At 53.1% G+C, this 24,809-nt stretch carries 23 protein-coding genes and 2 tRNA genes; 20 read left to right on the top strand and 5 right to left on the bottom strand.

Annotation, left to right across the window (positions count from 1 at the left end; translation table 11 throughout):
• Window positions 1–71: 71 nt before the first annotated feature.
• The 3 genes from ABVS15_RS03600 to ABVS15_RS03590 all read right to left on the bottom strand — a co-directional run bounded on the left by ABVS15_RS03600 (window position 72) and on the right by ABVS15_RS03590 (window position 2,055).
• Complete coding sequence (locus tag ABVS15_RS03600) at window positions 72–254, bottom strand: hypothetical protein (RefSeq protein WP_369282391.1); 183 nt, start codon at window positions 252–254, stop codon at window positions 72–74.
• A gap of 75 nt (window positions 255–329) precedes the next feature.
• Window positions 330–1,397: an S-layer homology domain-containing protein gene (locus tag ABVS15_RS03595; RefSeq protein ID WP_369282390.1), complete on the bottom strand. Its 1,068-nt coding sequence runs from the start codon at window positions 1,395–1,397 to the stop codon at window positions 330–332.
• Between the two features lie 28 nt (window positions 1,398–1,425).
• Complete coding sequence (locus ABVS15_RS03590) at window positions 1,426–2,055, bottom strand: redox-sensing transcriptional repressor Rex (protein ID WP_369282389.1); 630 nt, start codon at window positions 2,053–2,055, stop codon at window positions 1,426–1,428.
• Between the two features lie 188 nt (window positions 2,056–2,243).
• Between ABVS15_RS03590 and ABVS15_RS03585 the strand changes: the two genes are divergently transcribed.
• Together ABVS15_RS03585 and ABVS15_RS03580 are read left to right on the top strand one after the other, a co-directional pair.
• Window positions 2,244–2,320: transfer RNA gene (locus tag ABVS15_RS03585), tRNA-Arg, on the top strand.
• Window positions 2,321–2,600: 280 nt separating this feature from the next.
• Window positions 2,601–2,855, top strand: coding sequence for a GlsB/YeaQ/YmgE family stress response membrane protein (locus tag ABVS15_RS03580; RefSeq protein ID WP_369282388.1), 255 nt, complete (start codon window positions 2,601–2,603; stop codon window positions 2,853–2,855).
• A gap of 501 nt (window positions 2,856–3,356) precedes the next feature.
• Here ABVS15_RS03580 and ABVS15_RS03575 read toward each other — a convergent pair.
• Window positions 3,357–4,292, bottom strand: a complete 936-nt coding sequence (locus tag ABVS15_RS03575) for a hypothetical protein (protein ID WP_369282387.1) — start codon at window positions 4,290–4,292, stop codon at window positions 3,357–3,359.
• 301 nt (window positions 4,293–4,593) lie between these two features.
• Here ABVS15_RS03575 and eno point away from each other — a divergent pair, with 301 nt between their 5' ends.
• Window positions 4,594–5,880, top strand: a complete 1,287-nt coding sequence (gene eno / locus ABVS15_RS03570; RefSeq protein ID WP_369282386.1) for a phosphopyruvate hydratase — start codon at window positions 4,594–4,596, stop codon at window positions 5,878–5,880.
• 381 nt (window positions 5,881–6,261) lie between these two features.
• Here eno and ABVS15_RS03565 read toward each other — a convergent pair.
• Window positions 6,262–6,338 (bottom strand) — tRNA-Arg (locus tag ABVS15_RS03565).
• A gap of 262 nt (window positions 6,339–6,600) precedes the next feature.
• Here ABVS15_RS03565 and ABVS15_RS03560 point away from each other — a divergent pair.
• From ABVS15_RS03560 to murF, 17 genes are all read left to right on the top strand, one after another.
• A complete protein-coding gene (locus ABVS15_RS03560; protein ID WP_369282385.1) occupies window positions 6,601–7,161 on the top strand; it encodes a hypothetical protein in 561 nt (186 codons plus the stop codon).
• 289 nt (window positions 7,162–7,450) lie between these two features.
• Window positions 7,451–7,765 carry a hypothetical protein gene (locus tag ABVS15_RS03555; RefSeq protein ID WP_369282384.1) on the top strand — a complete coding sequence of 105 codons (315 nt, stop codon included), beginning with the start codon at window positions 7,451–7,453 and terminating at the stop codon, window positions 7,763–7,765.
• Window position 7,766: 1 nt separating this feature from the next.
• Window positions 7,767–9,701, top strand: coding sequence for a V-type ATP synthase subunit I (locus tag ABVS15_RS03550; RefSeq protein WP_369282383.1), 1,935 nt, complete (start codon window positions 7,767–7,769; stop codon window positions 9,699–9,701).
• A 15-nt stretch (window positions 9,702–9,716) separates the two neighbouring features.
• Window positions 9,717–10,241, top strand: coding sequence for a V-type ATP synthase subunit K (locus ABVS15_RS03545; RefSeq protein ID WP_369282382.1), 525 nt, complete (start codon window positions 9,717–9,719; stop codon window positions 10,239–10,241).
• 25 nt (window positions 10,242–10,266) lie between these two features.
• Window positions 10,267–10,857 (top strand): V-type ATP synthase subunit E, encoded by a 591-nt coding sequence (locus tag ABVS15_RS03540; protein WP_369282381.1) that lies wholly within the window; start codon window positions 10,267–10,269, stop codon window positions 10,855–10,857.
• Window positions 10,858–10,884: 27 nt separating this feature from the next.
• On the top strand, window positions 10,885–11,880 hold the full coding sequence (locus ABVS15_RS03535) for a V-type ATPase subunit (protein ID WP_369282380.1): 996 nt from the start codon (window positions 10,885–10,887) through the stop codon (window positions 11,878–11,880).
• A 13-nt stretch (window positions 11,881–11,893) separates the two neighbouring features.
• A complete protein-coding gene (locus tag ABVS15_RS03530; RefSeq protein WP_312611943.1) occupies window positions 11,894–12,211 on the top strand; it encodes a V-type ATP synthase subunit F in 318 nt (105 codons plus the stop codon).
• An 82-nt stretch (window positions 12,212–12,293) separates the two neighbouring features.
• Entirely contained in the window at window positions 12,294–14,063 is a 1,770-nt protein-coding gene (locus tag ABVS15_RS03525) for a V-type ATP synthase subunit A (protein WP_369282379.1), read from the top strand.
• Window positions 14,063–15,448, top strand: a complete 1,386-nt coding sequence (locus ABVS15_RS03520; protein WP_369282378.1) for a V-type ATP synthase subunit B — start codon at window positions 14,063–14,065, stop codon at window positions 15,446–15,448. The genes ABVS15_RS03525 and ABVS15_RS03520 overlap by 1 nt, the downstream gene beginning before the upstream one ends.
• A gap of 12 nt (window positions 15,449–15,460) precedes the next feature.
• Window positions 15,461–16,150 carry a V-type ATP synthase subunit D gene (locus ABVS15_RS03515; protein ID WP_369282377.1) on the top strand — a complete coding sequence of 230 codons (690 nt, stop codon included), beginning with the start codon at window positions 15,461–15,463 and terminating at the stop codon, window positions 16,148–16,150.
• 419 nt (window positions 16,151–16,569) lie between these two features.
• Window positions 16,570–16,704, top strand: coding sequence for a hypothetical protein (locus ABVS15_RS03510; protein WP_369282376.1), 135 nt, complete (start codon window positions 16,570–16,572; stop codon window positions 16,702–16,704).
• A 236-nt stretch (window positions 16,705–16,940) separates the two neighbouring features.
• The gene (locus ABVS15_RS03505) at window positions 16,941–17,585 is read left to right on the top strand and encodes a hypothetical protein (protein ID WP_369282375.1); all 645 of its coding nucleotides are present in this window, start codon (window positions 16,941–16,943) and stop codon (window positions 17,583–17,585) included.
• 1,145 nt (window positions 17,586–18,730) lie between these two features.
• Window positions 18,731–19,900 carry a tyrosine-type recombinase/integrase gene (locus ABVS15_RS03500; protein WP_369282374.1) on the top strand — a complete coding sequence of 390 codons (1,170 nt, stop codon included), beginning with the start codon at window positions 18,731–18,733 and terminating at the stop codon, window positions 19,898–19,900.
• A 147-nt stretch (window positions 19,901–20,047) separates the two neighbouring features.
• Window positions 20,048–20,944, top strand: a complete 897-nt coding sequence (locus tag ABVS15_RS03495) for an HD-GYP domain-containing protein (RefSeq protein WP_369282373.1) — start codon at window positions 20,048–20,050, stop codon at window positions 20,942–20,944.
• Between the two features lie 242 nt (window positions 20,945–21,186).
• Entirely contained in the window at window positions 21,187–22,170 is a 984-nt protein-coding gene (locus tag ABVS15_RS03490) for an Ig-like domain-containing protein (protein WP_369282535.1), read from the top strand.
• 202 nt (window positions 22,171–22,372) lie between these two features.
• Entirely contained in the window at window positions 22,373–23,452 is a 1,080-nt protein-coding gene (locus tag ABVS15_RS03485) for a D-alanine--D-alanine ligase (protein WP_369282372.1), read from the top strand.
• A complete protein-coding gene (gene murF / locus ABVS15_RS03480) occupies window positions 23,424–24,806 on the top strand; it encodes a UDP-N-acetylmuramoyl-tripeptide--D-alanyl-D-alanine ligase (RefSeq protein ID WP_369282371.1) in 1,383 nt (460 codons plus the stop codon). The genes ABVS15_RS03485 and murF overlap by 29 nt, the downstream gene beginning before the upstream one ends.
• The last annotated feature ends 3 nt before the right edge of the window (window positions 24,807–24,809 follow it).

Here is a 24,809-nt window from a genome sequence, read left to right as displayed (position 1 = left end):
GTAAATGCCCCAACGCCCCCGCACCCTAAGGTGCGGGGGCGTTGGGGCAAATATGAAGGGTTTTTGCTAAATTAGCAGCAGGGAGTAGGATTGCAGCCGCCGCAGTTGTTCCCGCAGCCACCGCAGTTGTTGTTGCAGCCGCAGCCGCAATTGTTGCCGCCCCAGCTGTTGCCGTTGCCACAGAAGCAGAACAGGAGGATGAGGATAATGATCCAGCAGCAGTTCCCGCCGCCAAAGAAGCCGTTATTACACATAATTGGACCTCCTATGAAATCGTAGACCGACCATGCATCAGTCTCAATCCATAGTATGCGGGCCTGCGTTGTGTGTTACGAAAGGCGGTGAGATGAAATCATTGCTTGGGCAAAAGAGTGCTCCTCTGCTGTAAAAACGCCCCGATTCAGTAGTGTCTGGCACAACGTCTCCCCTGTACCGGCAACCTCCGCGTCCAGGGCGTACCAAGAGACATAGACCAGATCTGCCCGCAGGAAGGAGCCCTTGGCCAGAACGGCCCGCTCCCCAGAGGTCAGAACGCCGCGGTCCACCGCCCGATCCAGCGTCCCGGTCAGGTCTGTCGTGCCGGTGGAGCTGTGGCCCAGCGCCCGGAGGACAAATTCCACGTATTGATAAGAATTTACCTTTTGCCCGGGACGGAAAGTGGTTTTGGTATAGCCGTTGGAATAGCCCTTGGAATAGGCGTAGCCCACATATTTTGCGGGCTCGGACCCAGCCTCGATGTCGGTAAACGGGGTGGAGCCGGTATAGGCCAGCGCCGCGTCCTCCTCGCCCAGCAGGCGGATGAACATAATCAGCGCCTGGAGCCGTGTGGGGGATACCTCCAAGTCAAAGCCCTCGCCAAAGCCGGTAAGGCTGCCCCGGAACAGGCGGACTGCCTTCAGGGCTGACGCGATGGCGTTGTAGTCCGTGGCGGAGGAATAGGAAAGGGTGTTGGGCCCCTGATAGGACAGCACGGCGGTTTTCCCCGTCACCGAGAAGGCGGCGGACGTGTTCTCCGCCACCAGATAGCGGTGCCGAGGGAGCAGGGCAGAGCCGGAGGAAACCTCCGTTCCGGTGGTTGCGTCCACCACTGCACCGGAGGAAAAGGTAACCCCGACCTCTCCCGCCAGCGGCAATACAAAGGTTCCGGTAGAGCCGGAGAGAACGTCTCCGGATTTCAGCCGGGTTTCCGTCCATTCGGCTGCGCCGGAGGGTTCGCCAATGGACGTACCGGAGCCCAGCGCGTCGATTTTTTTCCGCACGGTGTCGGTAAAGGTCCCGTTCAAATAGGAAAGGGAAACAAGCGGATCGTCGGCCCCGCCGCCTGCCGCAGCGGCGTACCAGCCAACCATGGCCGACAGCAGCAAAAAGAGCGCGGGAAGCAGCGCCCGTTTTTTCATAGGAACTCCTTTCACGCGCCTGAGCAGCTCAGCGGTTTGCGATGCGGTAGCTCAGCGTCAGCAGGCTGTCTGCAAAGTGAATGTTTTCAAACTGCACCACTGGGTCCGTGCTGGACAGCTCCGTATTGGTAAAATTCCAGAAGCCGCGGATGCCCAGTGCAATCAGCCGGTCGGCAACCTCCTGCGCCACATGCTGGGGAATGGTCAGCGACACCACATCTATCTGATGAGTCCGGATAAACTCATCCAGCTCGTTCATAGAGCGGACGGGAACGCCGTTAATGCTCGTTCCCACAAGTCTCGGGTCCACATCGAACGCGGCGTCCACGGTAAAGCCGGTCTGGGAGAAAGGGAAATTTTGCAAAAGAGCATGGCCAAGATTGCCCGCGCCGATCATGACAAGGTGGTGATTTTTGTCCACACCCAGAATGTGGCCGATTTCTGCCCGCAGCTCCTCTACATTATAGCCGTAGCCCTGCTGCCCAAATTCGCCGAAGCAGCTGAAATCCTGCCGGATTTGGGAGGCGGTAATGTTCATTTCCTGCCCCAGAGAGTGGGAGGAAATACGGACAACGCCGCTGTTGTGCAGGCTATTGAGCTGGCGGTAGTATCGGGGAAGACGCCGAATTACGGCGTCGGAGATGTTTTCTTTTTTCAAAGGGATACCCCTCCTCTGACAAAATCCGTTAAATAATTCTCAAATAATAGTTTAGACCAAAACAGGAATAATGTCAATTTTTTTAACAATCTTTTTGTGAAAATTTTTTTCTGCATCAGGGCTTTACTTTTGTAGAATTACCTGTTATACTAATTTTTGCTGTTTGGTTGTTTCCAAATTGCGGATATGCGCCCGTAGCTCAGTTGGATAGAGCGTTAGACTCCGACTCTAAAGGCCACTGGTTCGAATCCAGCCGGGCGTACCAAAAATAAACCCCTGAGGCTTGAGCCTCAGGGGTTTATTTTTTTAACTAAGTACACAAAAGAGTACACACACGCTATATTTTTAATAATTGCGTAAAATGCGTTCATGGTGTCATCTGCTGCTTTTTCAAATCCAGTCGGACAGAAATTGCTGCATTTTAACACATGGGACCACGTTGCGTGCCAAAAACTGTGATATTTTGGTATCGTGGATTTTTACATACAAAGGAATGATAGAGTAAATTCTCCGCATACTAGAGTAAAACGAAGGGAGGAATTACCTTGGGCATCTTAGGATGGATCGTTATAGGCGCTCTCGCTGGTTGGATCGCAAGTATGATTACCAATCATGATGAAAAGATGGGAGCAGGCGCCAATATTGCCGTGGGTATCGTTGGCGGCTTTCTAGGCGGACTGGTTATGAATCTATTGGGTGGCAGTGGAATCACCGGATTTAATCTATGGAGTTTGCTGGTTGCCGTAATCGGAGCTGTTATCTTACTGTGGATTGTAAGTGCAGTTAAAAGAAAAGCTTAACTGAAACAAGAAACCGACCGCCTCTGGGTGGCCGGTTTCTTTTGGCCGGCGAGCATCTACCGGGCGTCCGCCTTTCTGTGTCACGCCCCCGAGTGAACCAGAAGCGGGAAAAGAGCCACCGGAGGACATCATCCGCTGGTGGCTCTTTTAAAAAATTATCTTTTCCATATAAGCGCTGCGACAATTACAATCGCTACAAAAAAAGATGCCAGCAACAAAGCAAGGATTGTGAATGACATTGAGAGTAATCACTCCTTTCTCGTATGTACTTGTACAAAAACATACTAACAGACAATCGGAGCAAAGTCCGATCAATTCAGCCGCCATTCCTGTACACAGGCGAGATAGAAAAAATAGAGCCTGTGGATTCGCTTTTTACCCCAGGAAAAAAGCTAATCCACATAGTAGCGGTCGTTTCCGGATTCGTCCCGAACGGTAAAGCGGTCCACCCGGGAGAACCCCTTTTATCTGATATACAGCTTCATATTGTTTTCCAATCCGTTACGCCCGCAAAACCAGTTCCTGAATGTGGGTGTTCAGTGTGTCTTCTTCCGCCTGCATGACGGACTTCATACCTTCCAGTTTCCCCTGAATGTCCTCTACCTGACAGCGAGTGGAGCCAATTTGCTGCTGGGAGCTGTGAATGCTGTCCAGCACCGCCCAGTCGGCAAATAGTCCGTCAAAGAAATAATCCGCAAAACGAAGAAATCCATCCACCTGTGCCTGTACATTGGCCTGCACAGTCACGTCGGCAAGCTCGGTGTGGTAGCGACGCAGACGATCCTGCAAATCGTTGATTTGCGCCTGTGCATCGTCCAGATGAGAGTGCTTGACAAGGTCGGAAATCAGTCCGCCCCCCAGCAGGTCCCAAGTGCCCCAGCCCTCGGCGCTATCCAGAGAGCCTTCAATGGATGCAATCTGCCGCAGTACGCCTTGCCCAACGGATATTGCCTCGTCAATTTCCCGCTTTTGTGCCGCTATATAGCCCAGCCGGTTTTCCATATGGCACAGTTTGTCACCAAAAGCTGGATTTTCTAGTTTTACGGCGTCCATCTTCTCCGCGAACAGCCGGTCGTACTTCACTTGTACTTCGGAGAGATCACACAGCTCGGTTTCCAGCGCGTGAATGTCATATTCCGCCGCCTCCACCTGACGACGGGCGGTGTCGTGTTTCACCGCTGCTGCATAGGCTTCCGCTTTTTCCTTGTCCAGTTTTTCTTCCTTTTTACTGATGGCCGCGTAAAAAAAGGCGGCAAGGCTGTTTTTTTCCAGCCGATCAACATCGGCCTGCTCTTTGGAGCGTTGGGTGGAAAGCCGCCCCTCCTCCGCTTGAAGCTCGGTCAGCTGGGAGCGAAGACTCCGCAGCATGGATTCTATTTTTCCCTTGCGCGCCAGCTTTTCCTGCAGCGCATTCAGCTCGGTATTATAATCACGCATAGCGCACCTCTTTTTTGTTTATCATTTACTATGTCACTTACTATATCACGAAATAGCCGTAAATTCCACTGTTTTGACATGACAAATACTTCTTGGAGGGGATGCCCTGCACAGCTATCTTTGTAAAGGAGCACCCGGAAAGAGAACATGTCCCAAGTGCAGTTTGTTTTACGCACTGTGCAATTTAAACATAAAATATTAATTATTTTGTACATGTTAATATTTGCAAAATTTGCTATACTTTATAGGAAGACAAACAACCTGTAAAATATCTGATATATAAAACAAAGGAGATGGAATGATGTCTAAAATTACTGCCGTGACAGCAAGAGAAATTCTGGATTCCAGAGGGAATCCGACGGTTGAGGTAGACGTAGCGCTGGAGAGCGGCGCTTTGGGCCGTGCAGCGGTCCCCTCCGGAGCCTCCACCGGGACGCGAGAGGCCGTGGAGCTTCGGGATCACGACGAAAAACGGTTTCATGGCAAGGGCGTTCAGACGGTGGTAGGCAATGTGAAGACCATCATTGCGCCCGAAATCGTCGGCTTTGACGTGCTGGACCAAAGGAAGCTTGACCGCACGCTCATTGAGTTGGACGGTACGGAAAATAAATCGCGGCTTGGTGCCAATGCGATCTTAGGGGTATCTCTCGCTGCGGCAAGGGCCGCTGCCGCCTCTTTAAATCTGCCCCTGTTCCGGTATATCGGCGGAGCGGGTGCCTGCGAACTGCCGGTGCCGATGATGAACATTCTCAACGGAGGCAAGCACGCGGACAACACCGTGGATGTGCAGGAATTTATGATTATGCCTGTGGGTGCGGACAGCTTTGCCGGGGCCCTGCGGACATGCGCCGAGGTATACCAGACCCTGAAGGGCGTTATGAAAGATAAGGGGATGAACACCGCGGTGGGCGACGAGGGTGGCTTTGCGCCGGATCTCGCCACCAATGAGGACGCGCTGAAGCTGATTGTAGAGGCGATTGAAAAGGCGGGCTACCGGCCCGGAGAGGATGTGTCCATTGCACTGGACCCCGCCTCCTCCGAATTCCGTGTTGATGGGAAATATGTGTTTGCCGGGGAAAAGGTCAGCCGCACCTCTGAAGAAATGATCGACCTTTACGCCGAGTGGATTCGCAAGTATCCCATCATCTCCCTTGAAGATGGGCTGGCCGAGGACGATTGGGACGGCTGGGCTGCTCTGACGAAGCGGCTTGGTGACAGGGTGCAGCTGGTGGGCGACGATATTTTTGTCACCAATCCGAAGATTCTCAAGGAGGGAATTAAGAAGCATGTGGCAAATTCCATCCTGATTAAACTCAACCAGATCGGAACGCTGTCCGAAACGCTGGAAACGATTCAAACGGCGCAGAAGGCGGGCTATACTGCCGTTGTCTCCCACCGGTCGGGAGAAACGGAGGACACCACGCTGGCGGATGTGGCGGTTGCGCTGAATGCGGGCCAGATTAAGAGCGGCGCGCCCTGCCGGGTGGACAGAATCGCAAAATATAATCAATTGCTGCGAATTGAAGAACTGCTGGGCGGCAGCGCCGTTTTCAGAGGAAAAGACAGCTTTTACAGCATCAAGAGATAAAGCACAGTCTCCACCCACAGGGTCAAGCGCTGAACAAAGGCCGTGGACGTAAAGACCGGCTTTGAAATGCAGCTGGGGGAGACACCATAAAAAACAAACAACATCCCCGCGGGAGCGCATCGGCTCCCGCGGGGATGTTGTTGCGTATAAATTCAAATTCGCTGTGCAAGCTTCGCTTCCAAGGGTCTTATTTATGACAAGAGGTACGGAGCCTTGCAGCCGCCCCTGCGGAGCAAAAAATAATTTCCAAAGCTATCGTGCAGATGCGCTTTGCACCGCGTGCTGTCCCTTATTCCCAGAGGTGTTGCTTTTCAGGGATATCAATCCGTTGCGGCTCTAAACAAAAAGAAAAGAAGCCTTGAAAAATCAAGACTTCTTTTCTGGTACGCCGTGAGGGATTCGAACCCCCGGCCTTCTGGTCCGTAGCCAGACGCTCTATCCAGCTGAGCTAACGGCGCGTACCACTGTTTTCAAACAGCTTAGTTATAATAGCACGGCATTCTATAAAATGCAAGCATTTTCTTCTAAAAATTTTCACTTTTTTTCCTGGGGCTTGTAATGAGAAAAACGCTATGCTATAATTATCAAAACTTGCAAAGCCCACGGACGCCGGTTGGATGCGCGGCGGCAGAGGCCTTTTGAGGGCGTTGCCCGCATAAGACGGATGCCCCAAAAGCCCCGGTAAAGGCTCGGGCGGGACCCGGAGAAGGAGCGGCGAACATGGAAATAAAAAATTTCAGAAGCGTTACATTCGGTGGCTTTGATAAAGAGGAAGTCATTCAATACGTGCAAAAGACCGCGCAGGAAAACACGGATGAACAGGAAGCGCTTCGCAAGGACAACAGCGCCCTGCGCGAGGAGAATGAGGCGCTGAAAAAGCAGCTGGAAGTCTCATTGCGGGAGCAGGCGGAAACGGCCCGGCGGGAAGGCACGGAGCTGCGGGAGAAAATTCGCTCGCTCACGGCCGAGTTGGAAGAGCTGCGCCCCCAGGCCCTATCTTATCAGGAGGTCCGCGCGCAGGTGGGGGACATCGAGTGTCAGGCCCGGCGGCGGGCTGGGGAGCTGGAAACAGCCACCACCGCGCGGCTGAATGCGCTGGTATCTGATATTCAAAAGCAATATCAGGACTTGGCCGGGGCTTTTGATGTAACTGCCGTTCAGGTCACTGCGGAGCTGCGGAAAATTGAAGTGGGTCTTTCTCAGCTTCCCCGGGCAATGGATCAGGCCGGCAAGGAGCTCAGCGAGCTGGTGTCCGCCGCAGGCGGCGAGAAAAAAGCATGATGTGCACAGACAGAGCACTTTCCTATGGGGGGTGCTCTGTTTTTTCATACCTCTAAAAGTTTTTTTTTCTACCTAAAACTATTTATACTGACGGATATAGCAAATTTATGCACGGATATTGCTGCTTTTTGCGACGGTAAAGTGCGAAAAAAACGGTGAGATGGTTGTGGGGCGTGAAAAAAATAGCCTTGCTTTACAAATTTGAATGCCATATAATGGACTAAAGTATTGTGTGGTGTCTTATTCTTTAGAGCAATACAAATTCATTGGGAGAGAAGGTGATTAAGGAATGTCACTGGAAGCCATTGAAACCGTTGTCAGGGCGGAAAACGAGTGCAAGGCACGCAAAGCCGCCGCGGAGCAAGAGGCAAAAGAGCGGATTGCCCAGGCAGAAAAGGATGGTCCCGCACTTCTGGAGCGGATGCGTGCGGCATCTGTGCAGGAGGGCAAGCGGCTGCTGCGGGATGCGGAGGAACGCGCTGAAAAACAGTGCGCAGCGATTCGGGAGGATGCCGCAAAGGAATGCGAGGCCCTGATCAAGCAGGCGGAGAGCCATATGTCCGCTGCGGCAGAGCGCATTGTTGGAAAGGTCGTGAAGCAGTAAAATGGCCATCGTAAAAATGAAAAAGCTCAGGGTGGTGGCCATGGCGGAGGAACGGGATGCGCTGCTTGGGGAGTTGCTGCGCCTGGGCTGTGTGGAAATCAGTGAGCCGGACGGCCAACTGGAGGACCCGGCCCTGTCTGCGCCGCTGGCCCGGAACGTATGCGCTCTAATGGATACCAAGGGCTCCGTCGCCGACGTAACCACCGCGTTGGGCGCCATCCGGCGGTACGCTGCCGTAAAGGATGGAATGTTTATCAAGAGGACACCTGTTAAGGAGTCGGAATTTCACAGTGCTGATTCTGCGGAGCAGGCCAGGGAGACCTGCGAAAAAATCAACGGACTGCTGGCCCAGCTGTACAATATCGAATGCGATGAGGGGCGGGTCGCGTCTCAGGCCGCGGCCCTGACGCCGTGGAAGGATCTGGATTTCCCGCTGGAGACGCAGGATACGGCCCACGTCGTTTTTCGTATGGGGGTGTGTCCTGCCGCCGCGGATGTAGGGGCGCTGAGGGCGGAGCTTGGAGGCGGGGAACTGGCCGCGGAGCTGTACCCCGTGGGAGCCGACAAAACGCAGCAGTATCTGTTCTTAATCTGTCACCGGGCAGATGAACCGGCGGCCATGGAAATCCTGCGCCGTGTCGGATTCAGCGTGGTGACCTTCTCGGATTACATAGGGACTCCGGCTAAAAATCTGGAGGCGATTGCCTGCTGCGTTCAGGAAGCAAGGGCCGAGCAGGCGCGTATCACGGATGAACTGGCTGCCTGCGGCGGTGCGCGGGATGCGCTGCGCCTCCACTCTGACCGCCTGAATACGGAGGCGGCGCAGGATGAGGATGCCCGGCGCATTCTTACCGACGGAACCATTGTCTTTTTTGAAGGCTGGGTTCCTGCGGAGGCGGAGGGAAGGCTTGCGGCTTTGCTGGAGAAACGGGGCTGCGCATGGGAGACTGCCGAGCCCAGCGAGGAGGAGTATCCGGACGTTCCGGTGCAGTTGAAGAACAACTGGCTGACAAAGCCGCTGAACATGGTGACGGATATGTACTCCCTTCCGGCGTACGGAAGTCTGGACCCCAACCCGCTGATGGCGCCGTTTTTCATTTTGTTTTACGGAATCATGATGGCGGATATGGGCTACGGCCTTTTGATGCTGCTGGCCTCATCGATTGTGCTGAAAAAGTACAGACCTAAGGGAGGCACGGAGCATTTCTTCAGCTTGATGCGCCTTTGCGGCGTCAGCGTGTTTATCATAGGGGCACTGACCGGCGGCTTCTTCGGAGACTTTTTGACCCAGCTTGTGGGAATTATCAGCCCGGGTACGGTGTTTACGCTGCCCGCCCTGTTTACCCCGCTGGACGATACGCTGATGATTCTGATTGGTTCTATGTGTCTGGGCTTTGTCCAGATAAACGTAGGCATGGCCGTCAGCTTTTACAAAAAGCTCAAGCGGGGTCAGATCATGGATGCCCTGTGGGAAGAAGTGACCTGGTGGGTCGTGTTTCTCGGCGGAGGTCTGGCCGCGCTGGGTGTGACCAAGCTGGTGCTGCTTATCGGCGGCGTGATGGTGCTGGTTGGCTCCGGTTGGAATGCCAAGGGCTTTGGCAAGGTGGGGGCCGTGTTTGGCTCGCTCTATAACCACGTCACGGGCTATTTCGGAGATATTTTGTCCTATTCCCGTCTGATGGCCCTGATGCTGGCGGGCAGCGTGATTGCACAGGTATTCAACACCTTGGGCGCCATCCCCGGCAACGTGGTGGTGTTTCTGATTATCTCTCTGGCGGGCAACGCTCTGAACTTCGCGCTGAACCTGCTGGGCTGCTACGTCCATGACCTGAGACTCCAGTGTCTGGAGTATTTCAACAAGTTCTACGAGGACGGAGGCAAGCGGTTCCGGCCTTTGGAGATTAAAACCAAATATGTTGATATCGTAAAAGAATAAGGGAGGAAACTTACAATGAGTGATTTAGCACAGATGGTAGAACTCCAGCAGAGCCTGACCTTTTTGGGCAGCATCGGTGGTTTGGCTTTGGCGCTGTTGGGCGCGGGTCTGGCGGCGGTTCTTTCGGGCATCGGCTCCGCAAAAGGCACCGGCATTGCCGGCGAGGCGGGCGCGGGCCTGCTTTGCCAGGACCCCAGCAAGTTCGGCAAGGTTATGATTCTTCAGGTCATTCCCGGTACGCAGGGCCTGTACGGTCTGGTGGTATGGTTCTTCGCCATTTTCCGCATGGGTATGCTCAGCGGGGCGCTTCCCGCATTGACGGTGGCGCAGGGTATGCAGTATCTTATGGCCTGCCTTCCCATGGCGCTGGGCGGACTGTTCTCTGCCATTGCGCAGGGCCGCGTGGCTGCCGCCTCTATTAATATTCTTGCCAAGAAGCCGGAGGACTGGTCCAAGGGCATGGTGCTGTGCATCACCGTGGAGTTCTATGCCATTTTGTCCTTGCTGGCTTCCATGCTCATGCTGATCAACATTAGCTGATGGCCCCACAGAAAGGGGAGTCGATATGAACGGAATCGAAAAAATCACGGACCGCATTGCCGCCGAGGCGCAGTTGGAAATCGACCGCGTACTTTCCGGGGCAAAGGACGAGGTGGAGAAAATCTCTGAAAAATACCGCGTTCAGGCGGACCGTGAGGCGGCGGAAGCTGCCGCGAAGAATGAAAAAGCTGCCGAAGAGCGGGAGGAACGTCTGGTGAGCGTTGCGCAGATGGAGGCCCGAAAGGACCTGCTGACCGCGCGGCAGTCTCAGGTGGAAGCCGCCTTCGAGCTGGCGCTGAAGACCCTCCGGGATTTGCCGGAGGATCGGTACATTGCTGTGGCTGCGGACCTGCTGGTCCGGGCTGCCGGTGAGGGCGGGGGAGAAGTCGTGTTTTCTCCCGCAGCCCGGGAGAAAATTGGCCGGGCCGCGGTGGACGAGGCCAATCGGCGGCTGAACGGAAAGCTGACCCTCTCCGAAGAAACAAGACCGCTGAAGGGCGGCTTCATTCTGGTGGACGGCAGCGTGGAGGTCAACTGCACCTTTGACACGCTGGTGCGCCTGCAAAGGGGAGAGATGGCCGGCGAGGTCGCCGCAGTACTGTTCCCGGAAGGGTAACGAATCAACGAGCAGGGAGGAAGCGCCTTGTCAAATAAAATCAAGGACACCGATTATCTGGTGATATCCGCCCGCATCCGCGCCATGGAAACGGGGCTGCTGACGGGCGAGAGAATGGAGCAGATCCTCTCCGCCCGCAGCGACGAAGAAGTGGTAAAGCTCCTGCAGGAAAACGGGTATCCCGACATGAGCCTTGAAAGTCCGGAGGCTATGGATGCGGCAATTACTGCCGCAAGGGAAGAGACTTTACGGGACTTGGGCGACAGTGCTCCGGATAGGAGATATCTGGATATCTTCAAGTTAAAATACGATTATCACAACGCGAAGGCCATTTTGAAGGCGCAGGCGCTGGGGATCGATCCGGACCACATGCTGACGGACCTGGGCAGGGTTCCGGCGGAGGAGCTGAAAGAAGCGGTTACCGGCGGGGACGGCAATCAGCTTCCGCCTCTGCTGGCCTTTGCCATCGCCGAAGGAAAGGCGGTTCTGGAAACCACCCGCGATCCCCAGCTGGGGGACATGGTGCTGGACCGCTGGAGATATCAAGATGAGCTGGAGACGGCGAAGGAAACCGGAAGCGAGTTTCTTCTGGGCTATGTCCGCATCTCCATCGATGCGGCAAACCTCCGTGCGCTGGTCCGGACCATCCGCATGGGCAAGACCGAGGCCTTTTTGGAGGGCGTACTCTTTTCCGGCGGAAGCGTGGACGAGAGCGAGGTGCTGGAGGTTGCGTGCGACTGCGGAGACAGCCTTGAGGACCTGTACGCGGGCACGGAGCTGGAGGCCGCTGCAAAGGCTGGCTTTGACGCACTGAAGGGCGGAGGACTGACGAAGTTTGAAAAGCTGTGTGACGACGCGGTGTCCGGGTATCTTTCCGGCGCACAGCTGGTGGCGTTTGGCGAAGCGCCGCTGATTGGCTATCTGGCCGCGCGGGAGACGGAGTATACCAATCTCCGGATTCTTCTAATGGGCCGGGCCGCAGGGCTGGACCCGGAAATTATCCGGGCGCGGCTGCGGACGTAAGGAGTGTGAAAAAATGGCAACGACCTATCGTATCGCGGTAGTGGGGGACTGGGAGTCTGTCATGGGCTTTCGGGCCTTGGGGCTGGACACCTATCCTATCTCCGTGCCGGAGGAGGCCCGCAAAAAGATTCACGAGCTGGCGAAAACCGACTGCGCGGTGATCTATCTGACGGAGCAGCTGGCGGCAAAGCTGCCGGATGTGTTGGATCGGTACAAGGACGAGCTGCGTCCCGCCGTCATCCTGATTCCCGGACGGGGCGGAAGCCTTGGCATCGGCAGGCGCAACATCCAGAACTCGATTGAAAGGGCGGTCGGCGCCGATATCCTGTGACGCGGGGAATGAAGACTGCGTTCCTGCCAGGAATGCGTCTTTCGTCCAGAGAGCGAATTTATCCTGAAAGAAGGTTGTCTGTTTGAGCGGTAAAGTTGTGAAAGTATCCGGACCGCTGGTGGTGGCCACGGGCCTGTCGGACGCGAATATGTCCGACGTGGTGCGTGTGGGCCCCCAGCGGCTGATCGGCGAAATTCTGACCATGACGGGCGATTCCGCGTCCATTCAGGTCTATGAGGAGACCTCAGGCTTAGGCCCCGGCGCGGAGGTAGTGACCACCGGCGCGCCCATGAGCGTGGAGTTGGGACCCGGTATGATCGAGGGCATTTACGACGGAATCCAGCGTCCGCTGGAGAAAATCGTGGAAAAGGTAGGCTCCAACATCACCCGCGGCATTGAGGTTCCTGCGTTGGACCATGACAAGAAATGGGACTTTACACCTGTTGCAAATGTTGGCGATAAAGTAATTGGCGGCGATATTCTGGGAACTGTTCCGGAGACGCCGGTGGTGCTGCACAAGGTCATGGTGCCGCCGAATGTCAGCGGCACGGTGAAGAAGATTGAAAACGGCTCTTTCACCGTTTTGGAGACAGTGGCGGTGATTGAGACGGAGGACGGCAAGACGGTGGAACTAGCCATGGCTCAGAAGTGGCCCGTCCGCGTTGGTCGCCCCTACCGGCACAAGTATCCCCCCACCCGGCCTCTCAGCTCCGGCCAGCGGGTCATTGATACCCTGTTCCCGATTGCCAAGGGCGGCACCGCCGCGGTGCCCGGCCCCTTCGGCTCCGGCAAGACGGTGGTTCAGCATCAGCTGGCCAAATGGTCCGACGTGGACATCGTGGTTTACATCGGCTGCGGCGAGCGGGGCAACGAAATGACCGACGTGCTGCGGGAATTTCCCGAGCTGAACGACCCCCGCACCGGCGAGTCCCTGATGAAGCGCACGGTGCTGATTGCCAATACCTCCGATATGCCCGTGGCGGCCCGTGAGGCGTCGGTTTACACCGGCATCACCATCGCGGAGTATTTCCGCGACATGGGCTACGACGTGGCGGTTATCGCCGACTCCACCTCCCGCTGGGCCGAGGCGCTGCGAGAGATGTCCGGACGGCTGGAGGAGATGCCCGGCGAGGAAGGCTATCCCGCGTATTTAAGCTCTCGTCTGGCCCAGTTCTACGAGCGGGCAGGCAGCGTGGAGTGCATCGGCTCCGGCGAGCGCCGGGGCAGCCTTACCGCTGTGGGCGCGGTGTCGCCTCCGGGCGGCGATTTGTCCGAGCCGGTGTCTCAGGCCACGATGCGGATTGTCAAGGTTTTCTGGGCACTGGATTCGTCTCTGGCCTATAAGCGTCATTTCCCGGCTATTAACTGGCTGAATTCCTATTCGCTGTATCTGGATTCCCTGAAGCCCTGGTTTGACGAGAATTTGGGCGAGGGCTTCATGAAGGACCGGAGTCAGGCCATGAGTGTTCTGCAAAGCGAGGCCAGCCTGAATGAAATCGTCCAGCTGGTGGGCAAGGACGCCCTGTCTGCCAGCGACCAGCTGACGCTGGAGACGGCCCGCATGATTCGGGAGGACTTCTTGCAGCAGAACGCATTCACGGATATCGACGGCTATTCCAGCTATGACCGGCAGAAGAAGCTGCTGTTTATCATTTTGCGGTACGATCAGCTCTGCCGTGAGGCAATCGCGGCCGGCGCCGACGCAGCGGATCTGTTTTCCATTCCGTCCCGGGAGAGTATCGGCCGCGCCAAAAGCGTGCCTGCGGAGGAATATGAGGCGACGTATGCCGCCATGGAAGAGGCCATGACACAGGAGATCGCGGCGATTGCCGCGCAGGGAGGTGAGGACTGATGATTAAGGAATACCGCACCGTAGAACAGATTGTCAGCCCCCTGATGATGGTCCGGCAGGTTGAGGGCGTCACCTATGACGAGCTTGTGGAGGTGGAGCTGCAAAATGGCACCGTCCGTCAGGGCAAGGTGCTGGAAGTCAACGGCGACACCGCCGTGGTTCAGCTGTTCGACTCTGCCGCAGGCATCAATCTGGCGCAGTCCAAGGTTCGTTTTCTGGGCCATCCGCTGCGTTTGGGCGTTTCCGCAGATATGCTAGGCCGCGTGTTCAATGGCATGGGTGAGCCTATCGACGGCGGCCCCGCCATTCTGGCGGAGGGGTACAAGGACATCAACGGCCTGCCCATGAACCCTGCCGCACGGGACTATCCCAACGAATTTATTCAGACCGGCGTGTCCACTATCGACGGACTGAACACGCTGGTTCGCGGGCAGAAGCTGCCCATTTTCTCCGGCTCCGGCCTGCCCCATGCGAATCTGGCGGCGCAGATTGCCCGTCAGGCCAGGGTGCGGGGCGACGAGGCTTCCAACTTCGCCGTGGTGTTTGCCGCCATCGGCATCACCTTCGAGGAGTCGGAGTTCTTTGTCAGCGAGTTTAAGCGCACCGGCGCCATTGACCGGACGGTGCTGTTTTCAAACCTTGCAAACGACCCCGCCGTGGAGCGCATTTCAACGCCCCGTATGGCCCTGACCGCTGCGGAGTACTTAGCATTTGAGAAGGATATGCACGTGCTGGTTATCCTGACGGACATCACCAACTACGCCGAGGCGCTGCGCGAAGTTTCCGCCGCAAAGAAAGAGGTTCCCGGCCGCCGGGGCTTCCCTGGCTATCTGTACACCGACCTTGCCACCATGTACGAGCGGGCCGGCCGTCAGTTGGGGAAGAAGGGTTCCATTACTTTGATCCCCATTCTGACCATGCCGGAGGACGACAAGACCCATCCCATCCCGGATCTGACGGGGTATATCACCGAGGGGCAGATTATTCTGGCCCGGGAGCTGTACCGCAAGAATATCCATCCCCCGGTGGATGTGCTGCCCTCCCTGTCCCGTTTGAAGGACAAGGGTATCGGCGAGGGGAAGACCCGGGAGGACCACGCCAGCACCATGAACCAGCTCTTTGCCGCCTATTCCACCGGTAAGGACAACAAGGAGCTGATGAGCATCCTGGGCGAGGCCGCTCTGACGCCTACGGATTTGCTGTACGCAAAATTTGCGGACGAGTTTGAGCGGCGGTATGTGAATCAGGGCTATGATGAAAACCGCTCCATCGAAGAGACGCTGGATTTGGGCTGGGAACTGTTGAGCATCCTGCCCAAAAGCGAACTAAAGCGCATTAAGCCGGAGCTGATTGAAAAATACTGGCCCAAAAAGGACGAACAGTAAGGAGGGGGGACCATGCCAAAGCTCAATGTGAACCCCACCCGCATGGAGCTGACCCGTCTGAAGGGAAAGCTCCGCACGGCCCAGCGGGGCCACAAGCTGCTCAAGGATAAGCGGGATGAGCTGATGAAGCAGTTTCTGGAAACTGTCCGGGAGGTGCGCGCTCTCCGGGCGGAGGTGGAAGAGGAGCTGATGACCGTACACGCTTCGTTTACCGTGGCGTCAGCGCTCATGTCCTCCGAGGCGATGGAGCAGGCGCTGCTGTATCCCAAGCAGAGCGTGGAATTGACCATGGGCTTTCAAAACGTCATGTCCGTCAATGTGCCGGTCTATGACTTCAAGACCAAAACCCAGTCAGATAGCGACATTTACCCCTATGGCTTCGCCGGAACCTCCGGCGAGCTGGACACCGCAGTGGACGCGCTGGGAAAGGTTTTCCGCAAGATGCTGAAGCTGGCGCAGATTGAAAAATCCGCCCAGCTCATGGCAGAGGAAATCGAGAAAACCCGCCGCCGCGTCAATGCGCTGGAGTACGTGATGATTCCCAATACGCAGGAAACCATCCGGTTTATCAATATGAAGCTGGATGAAAATGACCGTGCCACCACCATCCGTCTCATGAAGGTGAAGGATATGATCCTGAAAGAGGCGCTGGAGGAAAAGCGGCAGCAGGATGCGAGTGCCATTAATGGTTTTAAGGGTTAAGCAAAACTACTGAATCTGGAATAACCTGTTAGTTTGACCATCAATTGACTAATTCTACGTTCCATCTAAATGAACCAAGGCGGTATTCCCTGATATAAAAAGGGAATACCGCCTTGGTTTTTATTCTTTGACTTTGACTGAAAGAGAAGTAAGGAAGGGGTAACATTAGCACACAAAGTCGAACTTATTGATTATTTGGGAAATTGTGGTATACTATAAAAATGCAATAAAATAATAAGGTTTTTCAGGAGGTTTTGACATATTGATAGTGCCTAATAGCAATGAGGGGGAGTTTGCATAACAGTGGCTGCGAGGTAAAATCATCTATCAATTACTTAAATATATCGCATGATGAACTACTGCAAATTTCGCATTTATTGTCCGACATGCGCACGGTTAGCTTATAGGAGATTCTTATAATGATAGAAAAGGATAAAAAAACAAGTAACTTCATCACAATAAATGCGCAGAGCAGCGCTTCTTTTGGAAGTCCGCTGCGCCCGGTTGCCGTGAAGGACAGTGTGAAGCCCGTGTTTCTAAATCGTCTGTCGTAGAATACGGCGGCACTCTGGGATGTGATAGCGTCACATCCTGAATCATTTCCTGTCGGTAGATTGTGGTCGGCCCCTTTCGGTGTGGTTTGCCGTAATAATAATGTACCATTGGGGGCTGGCTGTTTCTATTTTTCGTAGTGACAATTGCGTGTTGCCCTGACGCGAACCCTTTGATTGCACTATATTTATCAGGTTTTGCTTACGATTAAAAATGAAGATCATTGGGAGGTAATGGTTTGAAACGATTGATATATGTATTTCTTGCGGTTTACGTGCTTGGTATTCTCTTCTCGCTGATCGGCCCTGAAAAAGACGAACGGTTTCAAACTACTTTTCCATTAGAGGAGGAAGTGGTTACTGCTACGCTGGAAAAAACCGGGCTACCCGGTATAATTTCCGAATCAGAAACGGATTCTTATAGAAAAGGACATATGCATTATGTAGTTCGCAGTCCAACAGAAACTTATGACGGCACCAACAATAGCGTGTTTCTCGCGGATATTTCCTCTTCAAATTATGAAGGCGAACGGATGTTATTTACAATATTTGATCAGAGTATTGATTCGGATCAAATTGAGTGGGAGGACTGGAAACAGCAAATCGTGTTCGCTACGCTGCTTTACGGCGGTTTCGAGAATGAAGAAGACGTTTATCAGGCTTTCCTAGAAAAGGAGCTTCCAGATGGTAAAACCTCATTTAGGTGGGACGCTCAGCTTTCAGGGGGATATTGCAGGGTGGACTATTCCTCCCGTAGTCATACAACCTATAACGAAGACGGCTTACCTATAAAGAAGCAATCCGCTTTTTTGCGAGTAGACATCTATGAGTCCTACGAGCTTTATCAAAAACTCAACACGAACCAGCAAGGCAAAACAAGCTGATAAGGCGCACCTGCTCTATGCCAATGAGTATAGGAATTTGGATGAGAGTCGCAAAAGATAAAAAGGCCACGGATGCCTATGACGGAAATATATATAAATTAGAGTTGGGAGACTGCGGTAAACCAATAAGCGAATCTCGTCGAGGAGAGCAAGGCGACGAGTATTACGTCAAACTTAATATTGTAAAATACGAACTTGAGCACCACATTGGTAAGAAGCGGTGGAATGAACCACTTATATACGTTGCGCATTGATACAGTGTGGGACTTCGAGAATAGTTGAGTTATTGTAGGAGCACTTCCGGCTTATTTAGACCTAAGAGCAAGCAGCGAACATTGTTTGGATAGCAAATTATCTGGGCAAAGACGAGAAAAAGCAGTCGAGAAGAACTGCCTTTGTTTGGATAATTCAATAGTACGAAACCGCCATCTATGGGAAAAGTATAAGTTCTCTTGCTAACTTTTCACAAGTATAGTATCCGCAAAAGCCTAGTAAATCAAGGATTGCGGCAAATACGAAATAGGGAAATTATATTTTTAGATGTAACAAATAGACCTCCACTGGTATGAGGGAGAACAGGTAGTTGAATTTTCATAGCCTTGTTCCATCTGATAGGTGATTAATGTATAGTACAATTTGATCAAGTCCAGGCCATTCAGGAAGTGGATGAGCTGGAAAAGTTGAATCAGTTTCTAGGATAAATAACGCCTCAGCAGTGGGAAGCCACTGCTGAGGCGTTATTTTTTGAAAAGTCAAGATGAAAACAGGTGTATTGCTTGTATTTGATAATATAAATACCTTGCCTATCGTTGTTTACAATAATATATTAATATAAGGAATAAGTGAATTACATGCGTAATATTAAAGTATAAAAGATGTTGCAAAGCAAAACACACCTAAAAGGTGATCATATAAACCATTATTTTTGTATATTTATACTAAAACTTGTCGCAGTACAACTAATACTGAGAGTGGCATTTTGAAAATAATTTTATGGTTTTATTGTAGTTTAACTGCTTATATTTGTCAACTATGCCTACAAAAAAATTGACATGTTGCATGTTTTTGATCCTTAAACCTACTTCAAATCTGTGCATAAAAAAATAGGCCGTCAAAAATGCCGTCATATACGAGAGGAGAATTGCATGTCACGCAAAGGAGAAAACATCTATAAACGCAAAGATAATCGATGGGAGGGTAGAATTCATAAGCCCGATGGAAAATACCATTCTATCTATGGAAAATCATACAAGGAAGTCAGGGAAAAAATGCAACAGGCAAAGTCAAAAACAAGTATTTCAAAAGGGGTATCTCCCTCCAAAAATAAAAACATAGCTGTAAATTTATTTAAAGCATGGATATCTGGGGAAGTGGCTATACGAGTAAAGCCCTCGACTTACGAAAGCTACGATCAGTGTATAAATAAATATGTATTACCTTATTTTAGCCAGCCTGGCTACGAGCGTTTGACGGCCAGTTCTGTTTCCAAGTTTGTAAAAAGCATTCGAAAAACCGAAACACTTTCTGAGACATCTCAAAAAAAAATTATATCAATCTTTAAAATTGCGATGCGGGAAATTGCCAAAGATATACCAGAATATACGGCACTTTTAGATGAAATAGCAGTTCCTTCCGCAAGCAGTTGTAAAAGTATTCCGGTATTTACAATAACAGAACAACGAAAAATTGAAAATGCTGTAAAAAATTCATCTGATCAGCGAAGCTTTGGTATCATTCTCTGCCTTTATACGGGAATTCGCATTGGGGAACTTTGCGCTTTAAAATGGCGTGATTTTGATCTGGATAGTGGCATTATGACTATTTCAAGAACTGTATCACGAGTTAGAAACTTTGAATCCACCACTTCAAAAACACAGCTTCATATAGGTACGCCTAAGAGTCGTACTTCAATGAGAAAGATACCCTTACCAGAATTTTTATTGAAAATGATACGTGTATATCAACCGATTGCAGCGAAAGGAGAGTGGGGGATTCTCTCTAATCAGCCTGATCCATTTGAGCCACGCGCCTATCAGCGGATATATAAACAAATTCTGAAAGAAGCTGGTGTGGAGAATCGAAAATTTCATGCGCTCCGACATAGCTTTGCGACACGAGCGCTTGAGCTTGGCGTGGATATAAAAACACTTAGTGAAATATTGGGACATGCCAACATAAGCATCACGCTAAACATCTATGCGCATTCTCTCATGGAACAGAAAAAGATTGCCATTGAAAAATTTAACGACATGCATCTTATGTATATGGAGTCCCCGTCTTACGCCGTCAAATCTCTGGTCAGTGCATTGAATTAGACCAGAAGAATCAGTATATTTGCAATAATCTGCTCAGTATTAGTTGTACTGCGACACATTTTATTGAAAATTAATTTTATAAAAACCATTATACTCTAGACAGACAAAAATTATTTAAATAATTAGAAAAGAAACGAGGGGAAAGAGATGTCTGGTTATTTTAACAAAGTGCCTGATGAGTATTTTATTGAGCAAGATGCTACATGTATTTTAAAAAAAGATATTTACAATAATAATGGAAGGCTGTTACTTGCCCGGGGTACAAAAATAACCAAGGAAACAAAGTTGAGATTACAAAGTATGGGGACCTTTCAGCCCACATATGCAAATAGCTTTAATGACCCCCTTGATTTTACATCCTCTCCAACAATTAAAGAACCCGAAGACATGTTAACACCGGTTGTTCAGACATTTGCATTAAGAAAAAATATTTCAAATGTGCAAATAATTGAACAGCCCTATCGGATACTGACGCCGATTATGTTTGAATCCAAAGGAGAACCTTGGTGGGCTCTTGTGGAAGCAATGATTAGCGATTCAAAGCCACTATATGCCCACTCAATTGATGTGGCCATCATTTCATTGATTTTAGCGGTAGAATTGAAATTTGATGAAGATGCACAAAAAAATCTGGGGCTTGGGGCTTTCCTGCATGATGTGGGTAAACTGCTTTTACCCAAAACGGACACGGAACCACAAAATTCTATTGCCAGTATTGATGCATTTCGGGATCGGCAGCATTGTGAGCTAGGTGCAAATACCCTAAAGGTATTTGGCCTTCCCGAACTTTGTACGGATATTGTCATGGATCATCATGAATATCTCGATGGAAGCGGATATCCAAGAGGCCTAAAAGGCAACGAAATACCCAGAGAAGCTCAAGTTGTGATGGTTGCCAACATTTTAGATAACCTGACATCTTCACAATCTTATGAACCACCACTTTCAATAGACTCCGCAATAAATAGATTGAAGAACGAGATAAATAAATATCCGCAGGAAATTGTCCTTATTCTGGAAAGGGTATTAAAATCATCATTGTAATTTGCCGTATCCTTTTATAAAGTTCTAAAAAGCGAAATATGCTTATGAACGCAGCGGATACCCGATAAAAGCGGCAAGCTTTACAGGCCGCAGTCAGCCTAATCCGGGTTAAAAAAATATCTTGCTATGACTATGGCAAAAGCGGCGTTTTTTCCCGTATAATCTTATTGCGACGGCAAACACTACCTCCACACAGAATTTGAATCATAGAATTTACAACAGGAGGTCGTGTTCCCTTGAAAATGACAAATAAGCAAGCCCGCGTATCGGCGTTGCTGCTGGCGCTGCTGGTGACGCTGACGGTGCCCGCTCAGGCACTGTTCGGAAAGAAGAGCGAGGAATCGGCGCCGCCGGTTCAGGGCGCGCCCATTGCAAAGGAAATTTCCGTCAGAACCTATCGCAACATTCCCTACCGTGCACAGTTCTTGGCCTCAGACGACGAAAACGGCGAGCTGACCTTTACCGTGGACACGGCGCCCAAGAAAGGCACCGTCACCGTGGCGGGGGACGTATTCACCTATACGCCGACGGAGGGCAAAAGCGGGAAGGATAGCTTCACCTACGTGGTGACCGACACCACAGGGAATGTCTCCGCTCCCGCAACTGTTACCGTGATGGTGGAAAAAACCAAGTCCGGTGTCGAGTATCAGGACATGGGGGACAACTCCGCTGCCGCCGCTGCCCAGTATCTTGCGGAGACGGGGGCCTTTACCGGCGCACGCATCGGCGGACAATATTATTTTGAGCCGGAGCGCACGCTTTCCCGGGCCGAATTTTTGGCTATGACCATGGAGCTTGCAAACCTCCCGGCGGATACCGTTACCATGACCGGCTTCTCTGACGACGAGGCGATTCCCACCTGGGCTAAGTCCTATGCAGCGGCGGGCCTGTCCGAGGGAATTATCCGGGGCGTCTCCACCGAGACGGGGGCGGCGTTCCGCAGCAATGAAGCCGTGACCTTCAACGAGGCGGCGGCCATTTTGGACCGGATGCTGGCAGTTGGTGACGTGGACCTTGCCACATGGTATGCCGACCGGGACGCCACGCCTTCCTGGGCGGCGCAGGCCGTGGGGAATCTGGAAGCAGTCAGCGTGATGTCCGTGGGCAGCTTCGGAAGCGGCACACTTGCCCAGCCCATGACCCGGGCGGACGCGGCGCAGATGCTCTGCGCGGCGGGGACGCTGCTGGACGGAGAGCAGACCGGGCTTCTGGACTGGATGCGCTGAAAAAGTCCCGGCGCTTCATTTATAAAAAAGTACAGGAACCTGCCGAAAAGTATTTCCGGCAGGTTCCTGCGCTTGTATTCACGGAAAATTTGTGCTAAACTGGTACGGATTGCAATAGCTATTGGATAGTCCGGTCCTGCCTGTGGCAGGCTGTGGAAAAGGGCATTTGTGTGGGCCGCCGACGGCGGCGGAAGGAGGAACCATGAAGATCGTGGTATTGGCCGGTGGACTTTCGCAGGAGCGTGAAGTTTCGCTGGTTACGGGGACGGCGGTGTGCCGGGCGCTTCGTAAGGGGGGGCACCGGGCCGTTTTGGTGGATTTGTTTTTGGGGCTTGAGGACTATGACGGTCCGCTGGAGGCCGTGTTCGACGCGCCGGACGGACGTTGCGGCGACGCCGCCATTAAAACCACCGCGCCGGATCTGGAATCGGTGCGCCGCAGCCGGAAGGACCAAGGCCCCAGCCTGATCGGAAAGGATGTTTTAAACGTCTGTGCTTTGGCCGACCTTGTGTTCGTGGGGCTGCACGGCGAGAGCGGGGAGGACGGCCGCATTCAGGCTACGCTGGATTTGCTGGGGATCCCCTACACCGGCTCGGGACACCTTTCTTCCGCCATGGCGATGGATAAGGTCGTTACCAAGCGGCTGATGGAAGCCGCGGGTATCCGCACGCCTAAGTGGCGGCTGGTGGAGTACGGCGAGGCAGAGGTGGAAGCTCTGTCTGAAGAGCTGCCCATGCCCTGCGTGGTAAAGACGCCGGGAGGCGGCTCCTCCATCGGAGTTTACATGCCCGAGACGCGGGAGGAGCTGAAAGCTGCCCTGCGGGACCTTCTGCACTTTGACGGCCAGATTATTGTGGAAGAGCGGATTGTGGGCCGGGACATTTTCACCGGCATACTGGGGGACCGGTGGCTGCCGTCGGTAGAGGTCATTTCCGCCAAGGGGAAATTCGACTACGAAGCAAAGTACCAGTCTGGCGGAGCGCTGGAGCTGTGTCCGGCCAATATCACCGGGGAGCAGCAGGAGGAGATTGGCGAAATGGCGCTGAATCTTCACCGCCTGCTGGGCCTGTCGGTGTATTCCCGGGCCGATTTTGTGCTGGATGGGGCCGGTGTGCCGTGGTGCCTGGAGATCAATTCCCTCCCGGGCCTGACCTCCGCCAGCCTGATGCCCAAGGAGGCTGCCGCCGTGGGGCTTACCTATGAGGAGCTCTGCGAGGAGATTGTTCAGCTTTCTTTAAGGAGGACGTGTCATCATGCTGCCAATGACTGTCAGGGAGATTGAATCCGCCGTCGGCGGCGTGTGGTGGAATCCCCGGGAGGACGCGCCGGCTGTTTCCGCCGTCTGCACCGACAGCCGGGATATAGCCCCCGGATGCCTGTTCGTGCCATGGAAGGGCGAGCGGTTTGACGGTCACGACTTTATTGACAGTGCACTGGAAGCGGGCGCTGCTGGGATTTTGTGCGCCCGTCTGCCCGCCGACTTTCGCCCCGATAAATTCTACATCAAGGTGGACGACACCCGTTTGGCTCTGAAGGCGCTGGCCTCCGCCTACCGGGATCGGTTTGACATTCCCTTTGTCCAGATTACCGGCTCTGTGGGGAAGACCACCACCAAGGAGATGATCGCCACAGTCCTTTCTGCGGGACTAAAGGTGCTGAAAACGCCGGAGAATTTCAACAACGACATCGGAACGCCGCTGACGCTGTTCGGCCTGACGTCGGAGCATCAGGCGGCGGTGATTGAAACGGGCATGAACCACTTCGGAGAGATTCACTATCTCTCCGAGCTGGTGCGTCCCGATATTGCGGTGATTTCCAACGTCGGGGACGCCCACATCGAATTTTTGGGCAGCCGGGAGGGAATTTTAAAGGCCAAAAGTGAGATTTTTGACTTTTTGAAGCCCGACGGCGTGGCAATTCTCAATGGAGACGACGCGCTGCTGAATACCCTGGAGCTTCCCTTTACCACATTGCGGTGCGGACAGTCGGAGGGGTGCAGTGTCCGCGTCAGCGACGTGGCCGACCGGGGGCTGGACGGAACCTGCTGCCGCGTCACCACGAAAAAAGATGTGTACGATTTGACGATTAACGCGCCGGGACAGCATTTGGTGTACTGCGCCTCCATGGCGGTGGCCATCGCAGAGCTGCTGGGCCTGGATCATTCGCAGATTGTCTCCGGCGTGGCGGCCTTTCAGGGCGTGGGAAACCGGATGGAGGTGGTGCGCCTTTCCGGCGGCCGCATCATCCTGAACGACTGCTACAACGCCAATCCCCAGTCGGTTGCGGCAGGGTTGGAGGTGCTGGCAAAGAGCACCGGCTCCCGCAAGCTGGCAATTTTGGGGGATATGGGCGAGCTGGGGGACCACGGCGATGCTGCCCACTATAATATCGGCGCGCTGGCGGCTATGCTGGGCATCGACATGGTGATCGCCATCGGGGAAAAGGCGGAGAAAATCGCGGAGGGAACGCTGGCCTCCGGCGGGTGCGCACTTCACTTCCCGGACAAGGACGCGGCGAAGGATGAGCTGCTGTGCCAGTTCGAGCCAGATACCAGCGCGCTGGTGAAGGCTTCTCACTTTTCCATGCATTTTGAAACGATTGTGGAGTTTTTGAAAGCACAGGATTATCAGGATTAAGGA

This window comes from Oscillibacter sp. GMB15532, from assembly GCF_041020825.1.
Lineage (GTDB): Bacteria > Bacillota > Clostridia > Oscillospirales > Oscillospiraceae > Oscillibacter.
The sequence above is the reverse complement of the archived record's forward strand: the minus strand, read 5'-3'. Positions and strand labels throughout refer to the sequence as shown.